This window comes from Mycobacterium montefiorense, assembly GCF_003112775.1.
GTDB lineage: Bacteria > Actinomycetota > Actinomycetes > Mycobacteriales > Mycobacteriaceae > Mycobacterium > Mycobacterium montefiorense.
In genome coordinates this window covers 1-14,036 of record NZ_BFCH01000002.1, presented here as the reverse complement: position 1 = coordinate 14,036, position 14,036 = coordinate 1, and the positions used below count along the sequence as shown (strand labels likewise).

Here is a 14,036-nt window from a genome sequence, read left to right as displayed (position 1 = left end):
ACAGGCCCTTCCTACCCGAAACCATTGTTGACAGTCACTGCCAGCGGGTCATACTGTGCCATTTCGATCGTTGACGTGTAAAGGCGTGCAATCGAAAGGACAGCGATGAGTAGTTCGTCCAAGCTTCGCGTAATTCAATGGGCGACCGGCGGCGTCGGCAAGGCCGCCATCGAATGCGTGCTCAACCACCCGCAGCTCGAGCTGGCGGGCTGCTGGGTGCACAGCGCGCAGAAGAATGGTGTCGACGTCGGCCGGATCATCGGGACTACAGACCTTGGTGTCACCGCTAGTTCGAGCATCGAGGAGATACTCGCGCTGGACGCCGACTGCGTCATGTACAGCCCGCTGGTACCCAACGACGACGAGGTCATCGCGATCCTGCGGTCCGGCAAGAACGTGGTCACCCCGGTCGGCTGGGTATACCCCGATCCGGGCAACGCGCGGCACCAGGCGGTCGCCGACGCCGCGACGGAAAGCGGTGTGACGCTGCATGGTTCAGGCATCCACCCCGGGGGCATCACCGAGCGCTTCCCGCTGATGATTTCCTCGCTCTCGTCCGCGGTCACCCATGTGCGCGCCGAGGAGTTCTCCGACATCCGCACCTACAACGCACCCGATGTGGTGCGCCACATCATGGGCTTCGGCGGCACCCCGGAGGAAGCCACCCAAGGGCCAATGGCCAGCCTGCTTGAAGCCGGCTTCAAGCAGTCGGTGCGGATGATCGCCGATCACATGGGATTTCTGATCGATCCCAACATCGTCACCATCCAGGATGTCGCCGTGGCGACCGCCGACATCGACTACGAACCCTTCCCGATCACCACTGGCACCGTGGCCGCACGCCGGTTCCGCTGGCAAGCTACCGTCGACGGCCAGCCGGTCATCACCGCGGCGGTGAACTGGCTGATGGGTGAGGAAAACCTTGACCCGGCTTGGAATTTCGAGGGGCGGGGCGAACGCTTCGAGGTGGAGATCACCGGCGACCCCGACGTGAGCCTCACCTTCAAGGGGCTGCAACCGGAGACGATCGAAGAGGGACTGGTGAAGAACCCGGGCGTGGTGGTCACCGCAAACCATTGCATCAACGCCATCCCGGACGTCTGCGCCGCCGAACCAGGCATCAAGACCTACCTGGATCTACCGCTGTTCGCCGGGCGCCCGGCTCCCAATCTCGCGAAGCCATCGTGACCGGCGAAGGCGTCCTCGACGATGTGTCGTTCTGTCACCTTGTCGTGGGCGTCACGGACATGGACCGTGCACTGGTGTTCTACCGGGACCTGCTCGGTATGGACGTCGTCTTCGAATCCCTGATCTCCGGGGAGCCTTTCGACGCGGTACTGCACGCGACCCGTAAGCAGGAAGGCCGGGTGGTCGGCGGTTTGTTGGGCGGCCTGATGATCGAGCTGCTCTCCCTGGGCAATAAGCCAGCTGGGGAGCAGCAGCCGACCCATCGGGGTATCACCGGGATCCACAACGTGTCGTTGTCGGTTACCGACCTCAACGACATCCATCGCCGTGTCGTCGACGCCGGCTACACGCCGGACCAGGATCCGTTCGAAATCGGCGGAGTTCGAATGTTTTTCGTCAAAGACCCGGACGGGACGCCGGTGGAGTTCATCGAACTGCCGGGCGGTGCGCGCAGCACTTACGAAATGCACCGCGGCGTGCAGCTGCAGATGGGACCCGTCAGATGAGCTACAGCCATCCCGATTCGATGCGCGGGCACGCCGCGATCGTCACCGGTGCCGCTCAAGGCGTCGGCAAGGGCGTTGCGACCGCACTGCTCGAACGCGGCGCGCAAGTCCTGTTGGTCGACATCCAGGAAGAGGCCCTGGGCACGACCACCAGGGAGCTCGAGGCGATCGGACGGGTGGAACAGTTAGTCGCCGATCTGCGCGACCCGGACAGCGCGCAGCGGATCACCGCCGCCGCAGTCGGTGCCTTCGGCACGGTGCACGGCCTGGTCAACAACGCCATCGCCACCAATGAGCCCAAGGCATTCGTCGACATCACCCTCGAGGACTTCGCGCTCGGCCACGACGTCGGTCCCCGCGCGACCTTCCTGCTGATGCAGGCCGTGCACCCGCTAATGGTCGAAGCGGGCGGCGGGTCCATCGTCAACCTCGGCTCGGGGACGGGAACAGGTGGTGAACCCAAGTGGGGCGGCTATGCCACCGCCAAGGAAGGCATCCGCGGCCTGTCGAAGGTCGCAGCGCTGGAATGGGGACGCGACAACATCCGGGTCAACGTCATCTGCCCGTTCGCTGAATCCGACGGCGTAAAGTTCTGGAAGTCGTTCGCGCCCAAGGAGTACGACAAGGCCGTGGGGCGTGTTCCGATGAAGCGCATCGGCGACGTGCACACCGATGTGGGGGCGCTGGTCGCATTCCTGCTCGGCAGTGACGCGACATTCATCACCGGTCAGACCATTCACGTCGACGGTGGGATCGGCTGCTTCCGGTGACCACCGAAAGCGAGTCGCTCCGGGATCGCCAGCGCGCACAGATCCGCGCCGATATCCGGCGAGCGGCCTTTCGGCTGTTTGTCGAACGCGGATACGACGCCGTTACTACCGAGGAGATCGCCACTGCTGCAGGCGTTTCACCGCGCACCTTCTTCCGGCATGTGCCGACTAAGGAGGAGCTGCTGCTGGCACCCGTGCGCTATGGCGGTGCCGCGATCGTCAACCACTTGGAGAAGCGGCCCGCCAGCGAGTCACCCGATGTCGCACTGGTCAACGCCATCATCACGCGGACCCGGTCATTCGACCGCGCCGACTGCGAGGAGTGGCGGGCAGCGCTGCTGGTCGCGCCCGGCCTGCTAGACAAGGCAACGATCCACACGCCCGCCGACAAGGAACGAGCGATGAAGCTCGTCGCCGAGCGCATGGGTGCCGACCCCGAGACCGACATGCGTCCCGGTTTGTTGATTCAACTCGCTTTTGGTGCAGCCGATTTCGCCTTCCAGCAGTGGGTGTTGCGGTCGACCAACCGGCAGCCACTGGATCGCTACGTGACCGAAGCCCTTGAAGCGGTTAAGAACCCATACTGGAAATAGTGCCTATCGGGACTTGTTAGGCCGAGTGTCACAGTTCCTCATCTTCTATGCCAAAGGCGTTGACCGCCATGGCCAATAGGCAGTAACCCCCAACGGTGAACACCAGGTCCATGCGCTGGTCGTCGGCGAAGTGGCGACCCAACTCACGCCAGGTTGGCGTGCAGATGGTGCCCTCGTCAATGAGGTCGTCCACTGTGGAAAGCACCGACTGATCACTGTCGTCGGCGAGTTGACCGTCGCGAATGGCGTCGATTTCCTCAGCGCTCAACCCGGCTCGCTGCGCGATCGGGAGATGATGAGACCACAGGTAGTCGCAGCCGCGCCGATGCACCACACGCAGCAGGGCCACCTCGCGCACCCGCGCCGACAGCGTGGAGCCGTTGAGCAAGTAGGTATTAAACGGCAGATACGCCCGCGTCAGATCGGGATGTCGCACCAGGGTCGACAAGATATTGCCAGCGCCCATCGGGTTGGCCCGCTCAACGGGTATCAGCGAGGCGATTGCGCGGCGGCTGCGGTCGTCCCATTCGTCGGCGGGCAGCGGGGCAAGCCGCGGCGAGTGCTGGTCGGTCACCGGGGTCTACTGAATCGGCTCGTCACCCAGCACTGTGGTGCGCAGCATTTCGCGCTCCGAGCTGGAGTCGTAGGGAGCGGCCCGGTGCAGCACACCGCGGTTATCCCAGATGACGGTGTCGCCGATCGACCAGTTGTGGCTGTAGACCAAGGCGGGCACGGTGGCGCGGTCCAGCAGCTCCGCCAACAGGGCACTGCCTTCCTCGCGGCCCATGCCCACCACGTAGTCGGCAGAAGCGCCGAGCACCAACGACTTACGGCCGCTGCGGTGCGTCCATACCAGGGGGTGTTCGTGATTGCGGCGGGACCGCCACTGCGCCAACTGCTTCGGAGTCGGGTCGGGGGTGATGCGGCGCTGAGATGCCTCCAGCGAGTGCACTACGCGCAATGCGCCGTAGCGGTCCCTTTCGTCGTCGGTCAGCGCATCGTAGGCCGCGTATGAGGAGGCGAATTCGGTTTCTCCGCCGCGCTCGGCGACCTGCTTAGCCGACAGGACAGTTGCTTTTTGCGGATAGTCGTCGCCGGTGGGGGTGCAGCCGTCGATATGCCAGTCGAAGGTCGCCTTCAGATAGGCGGCCGAGGAGTTCTTCGACTTATCCAGCGTCACCGGGTAGATGCCGGCGACCGGATGATGACCGTCCGAGGAGTGGTCGATGGCGCCGAGGCGGCGACAGAATGCGACTTGGGACTCGGGGTCGAGATGCAGCCCGCGGAAGACCAGAACACCGTTGTCCTCCAAAGCATCCAGGATGGTTTCACCCACTGGATCGTCGGCGGCCAGGTGCGCGGGATCCAGGCCGGTGACCTCGGCGCCGACGGAGTCGCTGAGCTTGGTGATGGTGAGCAGACTCACGGTCTGTCCTTTCTTGTGGATATCAGGGAGCCGGCTCGACGGTGCGGATCATCACCGCATCCGCGGCGTCGGTCGGGACGGGTTGATGCATGACCTCCACGGCCATGGCGACCATGATCAGCGAATAGATCATGTACAGCAGGTTGAGCGCATCGCCGGGCAGGTCCTCGAGCGTGAACTTGTCGCAGTAGTCGATGGCCTCTTCGAGCCGCGGGAAGAAAGCGTCGTAAAACTCGTGCATTTCGGCCATCGTGCTGGCCATCCGTGCGTTCCAGCGTTCGGTTTCAGTGGCCAGGCACCAGACGCGGGCGTAGCTTTCCAGCTCGGCGAATCCGGTGGGCAACAGGGCATCCGGCACGATCACACTCCCGCCGGCGCCGGGACATTCTCGCGTCGGTATGCCTCGACCCAGTCGACGACGACCTTGTGCAGGTGGCGGACCAGAATCTCTTGGTCGTTGAGCGGAAACTCCTCGACGATTCCGTATTCCAGCGCGGCCTGCGTCCCGCCGAGCATGCCCGCGTCTTGCAGGGCAAATTCCTTGAGAACCACTGCGGCGACTTCGTGTTCGATGCGCTCACGCACGCTGCGCGCCGGGCTGAAGTAGGTGTAGGCCTCGAACCGGTGCGTGTTATGCGAGGTGGGCCAGTAGCGGTACAGCAGGTACCAACCGCCGTATATCAGTATCTCGGTGTTCGGGAAGATCTGGAAGTTGCTGATTCCCCAGGGTTCAATGCCACCGGGGTTGAGCCCCGCCGGTAGTTCGCCGATGTCCGGAGTGCGCCAGGGCCCGACCAGCCCACTCTGGGTGGCCCGCTCGATCGGATACATGTACTCGTGCGGCAGCAGCCAACGGCGCCTCCCCGCGGTCGACACCAATCGGTGTGGCCCGTCGAGTTGGAAATGGCCGCAAGTGAATCCGGCCTTCGGGTCACGCACCTCCGGGGGTACCTGCTGCGGGTGCAGCGACGGCACGTGGTAGTACTCCTGAAATGCGTCGGCGAAGATCTTCCAGTTGCTGTTGTTGTGCGCGACCCACTCGTAGCGTTCGGTCAGTTTGTCAAAGGGATAACCGTCCAGGCCGGTGACCATCGGGCCCAGGAACTCGCACAGGCTCTGCCGCGGCTCGGCGTCAAAGTTGATGAAAATGAAGCCATTCCAGATATCGCAGGACACCGGTCTCAGGCCGTAGTCGGCGACGTCGAGGTCGAAGAACTCCGATTCCTGCTGTACGAATTTCAGTGCACCCTCCAGATCGTAGCGCCAGCCGTGGTACTTGCAGGTGAACTGACGGCATGTCCCGTGGGTTGGATCATTGGGAAAGTCGTTCCACACCAGCTTGTTTCCACGGTGCCGGCAGACGTTGTAGAAGGCTCTAATGTATTCGTCTCGGCCCTTGACCAGGATCACCGAAGTCCGGGCGACCTCGATTTCCTTGGTGAGATAGCTGCCGATGCGCGGCAGCTCTTCGACTCGGCCAACGTTGAGCCATGCACGTTTGAAGACCGCTTCGCGTTCGTCCTCGAAGAACTCTTTGGAGGTAGAGTCGGCGAAAGATATATCGCCGGTGCCCAGTTCGGGATAGTGCTCGGTCCAGGAGCCCTCCGGGGGCCTACCTTCTCGCGTCATCTGAACCTCCTCGTCTCACAGTCACATCACCGCTCCGCCGTTGACACCCAGCACCTGGCCGGTGATGAAGCCGGCCTCTTCCGATGCCAAAAACCCGACCGCCGCCGCGATGTCGGCTCCGGTACCCAAGTGGCCCAGCGGGATATTGGCGGCGATCTCATCGTTGGACTTGAGGTGCCCCTCGGCTTGCGCCTGGTGCTGCATCGGGGTTTCGATGCCCGACGGAGGAATGTTGTTCACGGTGATTCTGTGTGTGGCGTATTCGCGGGCCAGCGACTTGGTGAGGGTGATGACCGCGCCCTTGGATGCCGCATAGTGCGCAGCAAAGGGCGAGCCACGCTGGGCGCTGGACGACGAAATCATCACGATCCTGCCCCAATTCGCGGCGACCATGTCGGGCAGCGCCACTTGGCAGCAGTGGAACGTACCGGTCAGATTGACATCGACGATCTTCGACCAGGACTCTGGAGTGATCTCGGCGAACGGGGAGAACCCGAACATCCCCGCGCTGGTCACCAGCACCACCACCGGCCCCAACTCGCTGCGAACTTTCGCGAACGCCTGCTCAACGGCGGCCCGATCGGTGACGTCGGCGCCGATACCGATTGCTGTGACCCCGCCCGCGCGCAGATCTTCGGTAACACGCTGCGCTGCTTGCTCATTGATATCGAGGACAGCGACGTTGAGCCCACGGCGGCCCAGCTCGTGGCACGTCGCCTCACCGATGCCAGAGGCGCCACCGGTCACCACCGCAACCCTGTTCATTCGTAAACCACCCGTACCGTCGGGCTCGTCGGCAGGGCCTGGCAGGTCAGCACCCAGCCGTCGGCAACCTCGTCGTCTTCGAGCGCATCGTTATTGAGCATCCGCGCACTTCCCTCGGTCAGCCGGGCCATACACGTTCCGCAGGAGCCGACTTCGCACGACGATGGCGGAGACAGGCCTGCCATCCGCGCGGTCTGCAGCAAGGTATCCCGTGCGGAGTAGACCACCGTCGTGGTCGACCGATCCAGCTCGATCATCACCTTTTCGGTAGCAACACCGTCGCCGGCAGGTCCGGCATACGACGGAGCGCGGGAATCCTGCATGAGGACAGAGTATCAAGTACTTGTCATTCATCTCAAGTACTAGATATATCGCGCTGAGTGAGCTCGTGGCCGGTGCCCTTTTCGACCACCCGGCCCAGCAATTCGCGCAGCGTCTTCTGCTCCTCGGCAGTCAGCACGCCAAACACCTGCTCGTGAGCGGCGATTGCATCACCGAGTACCTCGGCCACGACGTCTCGTCCCTGATCGGTCAGGTAGGCCCGCAGGATGCGCTTGTGCTGCGGATCTTGCTTTCGTTCCACCAGGCCGCGCCGTTCGAGCGCCGTGACAGCCAGTTGCACGCCTTGCGGGCTGATCAGCAGGCGCCGGGCCAGTTCGGCACCGGACAGTCCGGGTTCGTTGGATAGCTGGCGCAGCACGCCGATCTGCGCTGTGCTCACACCGTGCGCGCTGATCGCGTCGTTAACGGTGGTCAGCGAGAAGTAGAAGGCCTGCTTGAGCAGCCACAGGATGTTCTCGGTGAGTTCCATACCCGCGCTCCGGTCTACGTAGTCGGTGTTTTGTAGATCTGGCCATCCTTCATCACAAACGACACATCGAGGGTGGCGGCGATGTCCGCCGAGGGATCGCCCGGGACGGCGATGATGTCGGCGAGGTAGCCGGGCGCCAGCCGCCCGAGTTCGTGGTCGGCCTCGATGAGTTGGGCGGCCACCACCGTGGCGGCCCGGATCGCCTGCATGGGGGTCATCCCGCGGTCCACCAGAGCCCGGATTTCCTTGGCGTTTTGGCCGTGCGGAATGGCCGGCGCGTCGGAGCCGCATGCGATACGCACACCGGCGGCAATCGCCTTGGGCAGCATTGCTTTTGCGCGGGGGAATACTTCCTCGGCCTTTCTGCGCAGCTCCGGTGCGATCCGGTCGATCGCCATCGCCTCCGTCAGATATGTGGTCGAGACCAGGAAGGTGCCGTGATCGACCATCATCTGAATCGTGTCGTCGGTCGCCAGGAATCCGTGTTCGATGCAGTCGATCCCGGCGCCGATACACGCGCGGATCGCGGAGTCGCCGACGGCGTGCGCGGCCACTCGCACGCCGGCTCGGTGAGCCTCGTCGGCGATGGCGGCGAATTCCGCGTCGGAATATTGCTGGGCGCCCGGGGCGGTGCTGTGCGACATCACCCCGCCCGATGCCGACACCTTGATCAGCTTGGCGCCGTGACGAATCTGGTAGCGGACGCACGCGATTACGTCGGGCACCCCGTTGGCGATGCCCTCGGCGACCGACAACGGCATGATTCCCGGCGCCAGCCGCTGGAACACCGTGGGATCCAGGTGTCCGCCGTAGGGCGTCACCGCATGCCCGGCCGGATAGATACGCGGGCCGGCGTGCCAGCCCTGGTCGATAGCCCGCTGCAGCGCGACGTCGAGCAGATAGCCGCCGGTCTTGACCATCAGGCCGAGGTTGCGCACGGTGGTGAAGCCCGCCTCCAGCGTGGTGCGCGCATTCACGGCACCCCGCAGCGTGCGAAACGCGGGGTCGTCTTGAACGCCGTGCATCGGAGCCGGCAACCCCTCTGGCCCACCGGGGCCGCCGATGAGCAGGTTGAGTTCCATATCCATCAGACCCGGCAGTAGCGTGGTATCCCCGAGGTCGATGACGGTGGCCGAATCCGGCACTGGTCCTTCGGGATTGATCGCGGTGATGCGGTTGCCGTCGATCAGCACGACCGCTGGTGCGCGGACCTGGCCGGTATCGACGTCAGCCCAGCGGGCGGCCCGCAAGACGGTCAGCTCGGTCATGGCACGGGCTCAGACACACAGTCCAGGGTGGCGGCCCCGGAGTCGGGTACTCGCGGCTGCTTCCAGCACTCCACCGGAAACGACACCATGATCATCGAGTACAGCAGGTGCATCAGGTTGAGAACGTCCTCGGGCAGGTCGTCGAGGGGGAACTTGTCGCAGTAGGTCAGCGCTTCCTCGGCGCGCGGGGTGATCGCGTCATAAAAGGCTTTCATCTCGGGCATCGAACTGGCCAGCCTCTTGGCGTAGCGCTGCGACTCAGCGGGCAGGCACCACTGCGCGAAGGGTTCAAGCTCGGCGAATTCGGTTGGCAGTAAAGACGACATCGCGGTCACACCCCTGCCTTGAATTGGTCCGTGGTGCGGCGGTAATCGTCGATCCACGCCGCCGTCTCCTTGTGCAGGTGCCGGATCAGAATCTCCTGATCGCAGAGCACGAACCGGTCAAGCACCCGGGACTCGATCATCGACTGGGTGGCTTCCAGCGTATTGGCGTCCTGCAGACCATATTCCTTGAACGACACCGCGGCGAGTTCCTGCGCGACCCGTTCACGCGGCGTACGTGGCTGCGGGAAGTACAGAGTCCCCTCGAAGACGTGGCTGTTGTAGGAGGTCGGCCAGTAATGATAGGTCAGATACCAGCCCTGACCCCAGATCAGGATCACGAAGTTCGGGAACAGCTGGAACGAATCCAGGCCCCACGGCTCGCATTTCGCGGGGTTCAGCCCAGGCGGCATCTCCCCCAACTCCGGCTTGTCCCAGGGCCCGAACAATCCGCTCTGGCAGATGTCCTCCATCGGCTTGCGCATCTCATCAGCCATCTCCCAGGCCCGGATACCCGACGTGCTCACCAGCCGGTGCGGACCATCCAGGCGATAGTGCGGCGCCTCAAAACCGGCCTGGGCGGCCGCCTTTGAATAGGCGGTCGGCGATTGGTTCGCGTGCAACACCGGCGCGTGATAGAACTCCTGGAACGCGTCCATGTACAGCTTCCAATTGGCCTTCACCTCCGATCGGTAGGACCACCGCGAGGTCATCTTGTCGAACGGATAGCCCTCCAGCCCGCTGACCATCGGCCCCAGAAATTCACGCAGCGACTGCTCGGGATTCTTGGCGAAGTTGACGAAAATGAATCCTTCCCAGACCTCGCAATGGACCGCGACCAGCCCGTATCGGCTCTTGTCGAGGTCGAAGAATTCCTCCTCCTGCTGGACGAAAGTCAGGTTGCCGTCCAGGTCGTACCGCCAGGCGTGGTACTTGCAGGTGAATTGCCGGCACACACCGTTGGTCTCCTCGTGCGGCATGTCGTTCCACACCAACTTGTTGCCACGGTGCCGGCAGATGTTGTGATAAGCCTTGACCTCACCAGCGGCGTTGCGCACCAGGATGATTGAGGTGTTGACGACCTTGAGTTCTTTAGTGAAGTAGCTACCCTTGCGTGGAACCTGTTCGACGCGGCCGACATTCAGCCAGGCGCGTTTGAAGATGGCATCGCGCTCCAGCTCGTGGATCTGGGGGTTGATGGAGTCCTCGTAGGACACCGGCTCGGTGCCCAGTTCGGGGTAATGCTGTGTCCAGCTTCCCTCCGACGGCTTGGGAAATCGGGGCATGACCGCGCTCCTGTCCGCTTCGATCCGGCACGGGATTCCTCGGGCAGCCCGCAGGACTCCGTCGGGCCGACCGTATATCCTCATCGCGGTAATCACAAGTAGTTGATACTGACTGGTCCGCACGACATCAGCCATAGACATCGCGATCGGCCGCTGGTGCCGCGACAGCTATCGCGAAGCTTGCCGCAAGAGCCTGGGCTGCCGGCCGCGCCCACCACAGTCGAATCATATATTTTTCACCCGGCCATATATTCCAAGTGGTAAGGTAGGCAAAGTAACGATCTCTATTTGTCGAGGTCTGACGGCTTGTCGCGAAGGAGTAGATGGTGGTGGGGATTGCGAATTTGCCGCCCGAGGTGAATTCGGCACGGATATATGCCGAGCCGGGTGGGGAACAGTTGCTGGCGGCGGCGGTCACCTGGGATCGACTCGCTGCGGAGTTGATCGCAGCTGCGGAGTCGTTCGACTTGGTCCGGTTGACGGCGTCGGCGTCTCGAGCCTGGTCCGGTCCGGCGGCGGAGGCGACGGCCACTAGCGCCGTGGCGTATGTGCAGTGGCTCAAGGCTGCGGCAGGCTGTGCGGAACAGTCGGCGATCACTGCGCGTGAGGCTGCCGAGGTGTTCGATCGGGCGCGTCAGGCAACAGTGCATCCACTGGAGGTGGCCGCGAATCGTGAAACGGTCGCCGCGTTGGTGGCGGGCAATATCCTGGGTCAAAGCGCGACTGCGATCGCAACCACCGAGGCTGCCTACGACGAGATGTGGGCACAGGATGTGGCGGCGATTATCAGCTATCAGGTTGGGGTCAGTCGCCTCATTGGGACTTCCGTTAGTCCAGCCCCATCAGATGGTTCGTCATCGCTGATGATGATGTTGTTGTCCAACGGCTTTGACACGGCGCTCTTGACAGGCAGCATGGCAACTTCGGCGTTGCTTTCGATGGAGCCAGAGGCAGCGGCTGGTACAAGGTCGACCGGCGATGTCTCCGAGCCACTTTCGACCCCTGCTGCGCCGGTGCTGGAATCGCTATCGGTGCCACGATCCTGGGCTACGGCGGCGACAGAGGTTCGGTCGGGTGCGTCCGCCGGGGTTGGTGTTCCCACTGCGGGTAAGTCCTCGGGCACTCCCCGCCCGCTGCACGGGGGTATGGCGACCGGCGGTGTGGCCGGCGCGGACCGCCGTAGGGCGCGATGGCCTGCGTCGGAGCAGGCGTACCCGCCCCTGATGCCGCGGGAGGGGGCCTAAAAGTCCGTAGAACTGCGGCGGTATTCATTGACATTGGTGTACCGAATGGAGGAATAGGTAAGTGACTGAACGGCTTACGGCGGATCCGCGCGCGATGCGGGATATGGCAACCCGTTTTGATACACATGCTCAGACTGTGAAGGACAAGGCGCGCAGAATGTGGGCGGCATACCACACTACGGGTGAGATGGATCAGGCGTTCATCAATATCGTAGATATGCTGCACTCGGTGCGAGACGGACTGGTTCGGGCTGCCGATCAGTACGAGCAGACTTCCCGGCAGAGCTTAGGCAGTTAAAGCCCAGCTCGGGACATCGGGCGTCGCCAGCGCTCCGCTGCATCAACATCGGAGAAGACCACTAAGTTGCACTGGGAATGCGGTCACGGCCAGCGAGCAGGCGCAGCATCCACATCAACAATCCGATTATTCCGAATATGATTCCAGCCAGCACAACCGCGCGCCACCCGCGGTGACCATAGGCGATGGCTGCGATGGTCGAACCTGTTGCGCCGCCGAGGAAATAGAACGCGATATAGGCGGAGTTGATGCGGCTGCGTGCAGCCAGGTCTAGCCGATAGATTGCCGATTGGTTAGCGATATGGACGCCTTGGACACCGATATCGATCAGGATAAGCGCGGTGAGCAAAGCGATGATGTTGTGCGCACCGAAGGCGGCGAACACCCACCCCATGAGGATGGCCACGAGGAAGATTCCGGTCGCCGTGTGCAGTCTTCCTCTGTCGACGAGTCTCCCAGCACCCTGGGCACACAGCGCGCCGGCCGCCCCGACTAACGCGAGTAATCCTATGGTGGCTTCGCCGTAGTGATATCGATCGGCGGCGAGCAGAGCGACGGTGGTCCACAAGCTTCCGAACCCAGCGAAAGTGATGGCGCCATAAGCGATCCTCACCCGCAACTGGGGATGCTCCACTAGGAGGCTGCCGATCGATTTCAACAGTCTCGGGTAGCTGAGGGTGCTGCTGGGTGCGACGTCAGGCAGGCTAAACACGAGCACGATCGCTATTGCGGCGACGAGAGCGGCTGCAACGCCATACATTAAGCGCCACCCTCCGTGCGCAGCGACTAGACCGGCGATGGTACGTGCCAACAGAACTCCGACTAAGAGCCCACTCATCACCTGGCCGACGACGCGTCCTTGCCGGTCGGGGCTGGCCAGCGTTGCGGCCAATGGCACCAAGATTTGGGCGGCGACCGAGCACAGGCTGGCTAACAGCAGCGCACACGCCAGTGCGGTCAAATTCGGCGCTGCGGCTGCAAGTGCCAAGGCGCCGGCAGTCCCCCCAAGCAGCAGGCAGACGAGCGGTTTCCGACGCACCAGATCTCCAGCCGGGACGATGAAGATGACGCCGACTGCAAAACCTATCTGTGCCAACGTCACCAATAGTCCGACCGTTGGCCCGGGCTCGTGGAGGTCCGTCGCAATCGCCGGAGTAAGTGCCTGAATGTAGTAATTCGTTGCAACCGACAGCGCACACGCGGTGGCAAACACGCCAACCTGCCAGCCCGGCAGCGCCGGATGGGTCTGGTGGACCGCATCAGTCATCGCCGGCTTGATAGGCGCTTCAGGCAGTTCTTTCCGCATCTCAAACTCCCGGGAGTGTTCAATGTTCTTGCAGCACAGCGGCATCGTCGCAGACGCGATTGCAAGACCGGAGTCCGCAAGCAAGTCTGGCGATGTGACAGCTCGGCTCAACACTGAAGCCGCTCCAACGCACACCAAGACGACGACAGTGGCGGTGGCGGCGCGCAGTCTGACATCCATCCAGGATTCAGTACCCGCTCGGGTCAATATATATTATTTAGCAGGATATATATATCGATTTATTCGGTAGCACGCAGGTGTGGTCCAGAAGCGCGCCGCTTAGGCCGGGACTCGGTTCCCGATGCGTTGCTTTCGTTCGGTATCGGCTCTGTGCCGCATTGGCATCGGTGATGCTTTAGTCTCGCGAGAATGCCAGTGCAAGTTCTCTTTCCACGTCCTGATAGGGCCGCCCGGACAAGTCGATAGTGACCGCAGCGATGGTGCCGCCGGTGAAGGTGAATGGGGCTTTGTAGTGGCTGGATACTGCCGATCCGCCGTTTCGGCCGACGGTGATGCCGGCACCGGCCAGCCCGAACGTACCCGGGTGGGTGACGACGCCCGCGAGCGTGCCGACCACCTCGTCGTCGATGAACAGGGTGACGTCGCCCAGCGGCGTGTGGCTG

The 14,036-nt window shown here is 63.0% G+C and carries 16 protein-coding genes and 2 pseudogenes; 6 read left to right on the top strand and 12 right to left on the bottom strand.

Translation table 11 applies throughout. From position 1 onward, the window contains the following. The first annotated feature begins 105 nt into the window (after nucleotides 1–105). The 4 genes from DB708_RS01190 to DB708_RS01175 are packed head-to-tail and all read left to right on the top strand — an operon-like array spanning nucleotide 106 to nucleotide 3,057. Nucleotides 106–1,188 carry an NAD(P)H-dependent amine dehydrogenase family protein gene (locus tag DB708_RS01190; RefSeq protein WP_108920141.1) on the top strand — a complete coding sequence of 361 codons (1,083 nt, stop codon included), beginning with the start codon at nucleotides 106–108 and terminating at the stop codon, nucleotides 1,186–1,188. Beyond that, nucleotides 1,185–1,694, top strand: a complete 510-nt coding sequence (locus DB708_RS01185; protein ID WP_108920140.1) for a VOC family protein — start codon at nucleotides 1,185–1,187, stop codon at nucleotides 1,692–1,694. The genes DB708_RS01190 and DB708_RS01185 overlap by 4 nt, the downstream gene beginning before the upstream one ends. Next, nucleotides 1,691–2,464 carry an SDR family NAD(P)-dependent oxidoreductase gene (locus tag DB708_RS01180; protein WP_108920139.1) on the top strand — a complete coding sequence of 258 codons (774 nt, stop codon included), beginning with the start codon at nucleotides 1,691–1,693 and terminating at the stop codon, nucleotides 2,462–2,464. The genes DB708_RS01185 and DB708_RS01180 overlap by 4 nt, the downstream gene beginning before the upstream one ends. Beyond that, the gene (locus tag DB708_RS01175) at nucleotides 2,461–3,057 is read left to right on the top strand and encodes a TetR/AcrR family transcriptional regulator (protein WP_108920138.1); all 597 of its coding nucleotides are present in this window, start codon (nucleotides 2,461–2,463) and stop codon (nucleotides 3,055–3,057) included. Before DB708_RS01180 ends, DB708_RS01175 begins: the two co-directional genes overlap by 4 nt. 28 nt (nucleotides 3,058–3,085) lie before the next feature. Here the strand turns inward: DB708_RS01175 and DB708_RS01170 are convergent, their stop codons facing one another. From DB708_RS01170 to DB708_RS01125, 10 genes and pseudogenes are all read right to left on the bottom strand, one after another. Next, nucleotides 3,086–3,631, bottom strand: coding sequence for a carboxymuconolactone decarboxylase family protein (locus DB708_RS01170; protein WP_108920137.1), 546 nt, complete (start codon nucleotides 3,629–3,631; stop codon nucleotides 3,086–3,088). Between the two features lie 6 nt (nucleotides 3,632–3,637). Then, on the bottom strand, nucleotides 3,638–4,483 hold the full coding sequence (locus DB708_RS01165) for a TauD/TfdA dioxygenase family protein (RefSeq protein ID WP_108920136.1): 846 nt from the start codon (nucleotides 4,481–4,483) through the stop codon (nucleotides 3,638–3,640). 22 nt (nucleotides 4,484–4,505) lie between these two features. Beyond that, nucleotides 4,506–4,841, bottom strand: a complete 336-nt coding sequence (locus DB708_RS01160; protein ID WP_235616574.1) for a hypothetical protein — start codon at nucleotides 4,839–4,841, stop codon at nucleotides 4,506–4,508. Between the two features lie 2 nt (nucleotides 4,842–4,843). Then, nucleotides 4,844–6,112, bottom strand: coding sequence for an aromatic ring-hydroxylating oxygenase subunit alpha (locus DB708_RS01155; RefSeq protein ID WP_108920135.1), 1,269 nt, complete (start codon nucleotides 6,110–6,112; stop codon nucleotides 4,844–4,846). Nucleotides 6,113–6,133: 21 nt separating this feature from the next. Then, nucleotides 6,134–6,877, bottom strand: a complete 744-nt coding sequence (locus DB708_RS01150) for an SDR family NAD(P)-dependent oxidoreductase (protein ID WP_108920134.1) — start codon at nucleotides 6,875–6,877, stop codon at nucleotides 6,134–6,136. Next, a pseudogene (locus DB708_RS01145) lies at nucleotides 6,874–7,137 on the bottom strand (2Fe-2S iron-sulfur cluster-binding protein); the annotation flags it as partial. The gene DB708_RS01150 and the pseudogene DB708_RS01145, both read right to left, overlap by 4 nt. A gap of 95 nt (nucleotides 7,138–7,232) precedes the next feature. Beyond that, nucleotides 7,233–7,688, bottom strand: coding sequence for a MarR family winged helix-turn-helix transcriptional regulator (locus DB708_RS01140; RefSeq protein ID WP_108920132.1), 456 nt, complete (start codon nucleotides 7,686–7,688; stop codon nucleotides 7,233–7,235). Between the two features lie 14 nt (nucleotides 7,689–7,702). Beyond that, a complete protein-coding gene (locus DB708_RS01135; RefSeq protein ID WP_108920131.1) occupies nucleotides 7,703–8,956 on the bottom strand; it encodes a metal-dependent hydrolase family protein in 1,254 nt (417 codons plus the stop codon). Next, nucleotides 8,953–9,282, bottom strand: a complete 330-nt coding sequence (locus DB708_RS01130) for a hypothetical protein (protein ID WP_108920517.1) — start codon at nucleotides 9,280–9,282, stop codon at nucleotides 8,953–8,955. The genes DB708_RS01135 and DB708_RS01130 overlap by 4 nt, the downstream gene beginning before the upstream one ends. Before the next feature lie 5 nt (nucleotides 9,283–9,287). Further along, nucleotides 9,288–10,565 carry an aromatic ring-hydroxylating oxygenase subunit alpha gene (locus DB708_RS01125; RefSeq protein WP_108920130.1) on the bottom strand — a complete coding sequence of 426 codons (1,278 nt, stop codon included), beginning with the start codon at nucleotides 10,563–10,565 and terminating at the stop codon, nucleotides 9,288–9,290. A gap of 329 nt (nucleotides 10,566–10,894) precedes the next feature. On the opposite strand from DB708_RS01125, the gene DB708_RS01120 reads away from it, so the two are divergent. After that, the gene (locus DB708_RS01120; RefSeq protein ID WP_165839699.1) at nucleotides 10,895–11,809 is read left to right on the top strand and encodes a PPE family protein; all 915 of its coding nucleotides are present in this window, start codon (nucleotides 10,895–10,897) and stop codon (nucleotides 11,807–11,809) included. A gap of 61 nt (nucleotides 11,810–11,870) precedes the next feature. Beyond that, on the top strand, nucleotides 11,871–12,107 hold the full coding sequence (locus tag DB708_RS01115) for a WXG100 family type VII secretion target (RefSeq protein ID WP_409347542.1): 237 nt from the start codon (nucleotides 11,871–11,873) through the stop codon (nucleotides 12,105–12,107). Between the two features lie 61 nt (nucleotides 12,108–12,168). Here the strand turns inward: DB708_RS01115 and DB708_RS01110 are convergent, their stop codons facing one another. Continuing rightward, nucleotides 12,169–13,413 carry an MFS transporter gene (locus tag DB708_RS01110; protein ID WP_165839698.1) on the bottom strand — a complete coding sequence of 415 codons (1,245 nt, stop codon included), beginning with the start codon at nucleotides 13,411–13,413 and terminating at the stop codon, nucleotides 12,169–12,171. Nucleotides 13,414–13,768: 355 nt separating this feature from the next. Further along, nucleotides 13,769–14,036: pseudogene (locus tag DB708_RS01105) on the bottom strand (arylsulfatase); the annotation flags it as partial.

Excerpts from the sequence above, each read along its gene's own strand:
- DB708_RS01135 (WP_108920131.1), bottom strand. The coding sequence starts at position 8,956 with ATGACCGAGCTGACCGTCTTGCGGGCCGCCCGCTGGGCTGACGTCGAT.
- DB708_RS01150 (WP_108920134.1), bottom strand. The coding sequence starts at position 6,877 with ATGAACAGGGTTGCGGTGGTGACCGGTGGCGCCTCTGGCATCGGTGAG.
- DB708_RS01125 (WP_108920130.1), bottom strand. The coding sequence starts at position 10,565 with ATGCCCCGATTTCCCAAGCCGTCGGAGGGAAGCTGGACACAGCATTAC.
- DB708_RS01130 (WP_108920517.1), bottom strand. The coding sequence starts at position 9,282 with ATGTCGTCTTTACTGCCAACCGAATTCGCCGAGCTTGAACCCTTCGCG.
- DB708_RS01140 (WP_108920132.1), bottom strand. The coding sequence starts at position 7,688 with ATGGAACTCACCGAGAACATCCTGTGGCTGCTCAAGCAGGCCTTCTAC.
- DB708_RS01155 (WP_108920135.1), bottom strand. The coding sequence starts at position 6,112 with ATGACGCGAGAAGGTAGGCCCCCGGAGGGCTCCTGGACCGAGCACTAT.
- DB708_RS01180 (WP_108920139.1), top strand. The coding sequence starts at position 1,691 with ATGAGCTACAGCCATCCCGATTCGATGCGCGGGCACGCCGCGATCGTC.
- DB708_RS01110 (WP_165839698.1), bottom strand. The coding sequence starts at position 13,413 with ATGCGGAAAGAACTGCCTGAAGCGCCTATCAAGCCGGCGATGACTGAT.
- DB708_RS01190 (WP_108920141.1), top strand. The coding sequence starts at position 106 with ATGAGTAGTTCGTCCAAGCTTCGCGTAATTCAATGGGCGACCGGCGGC.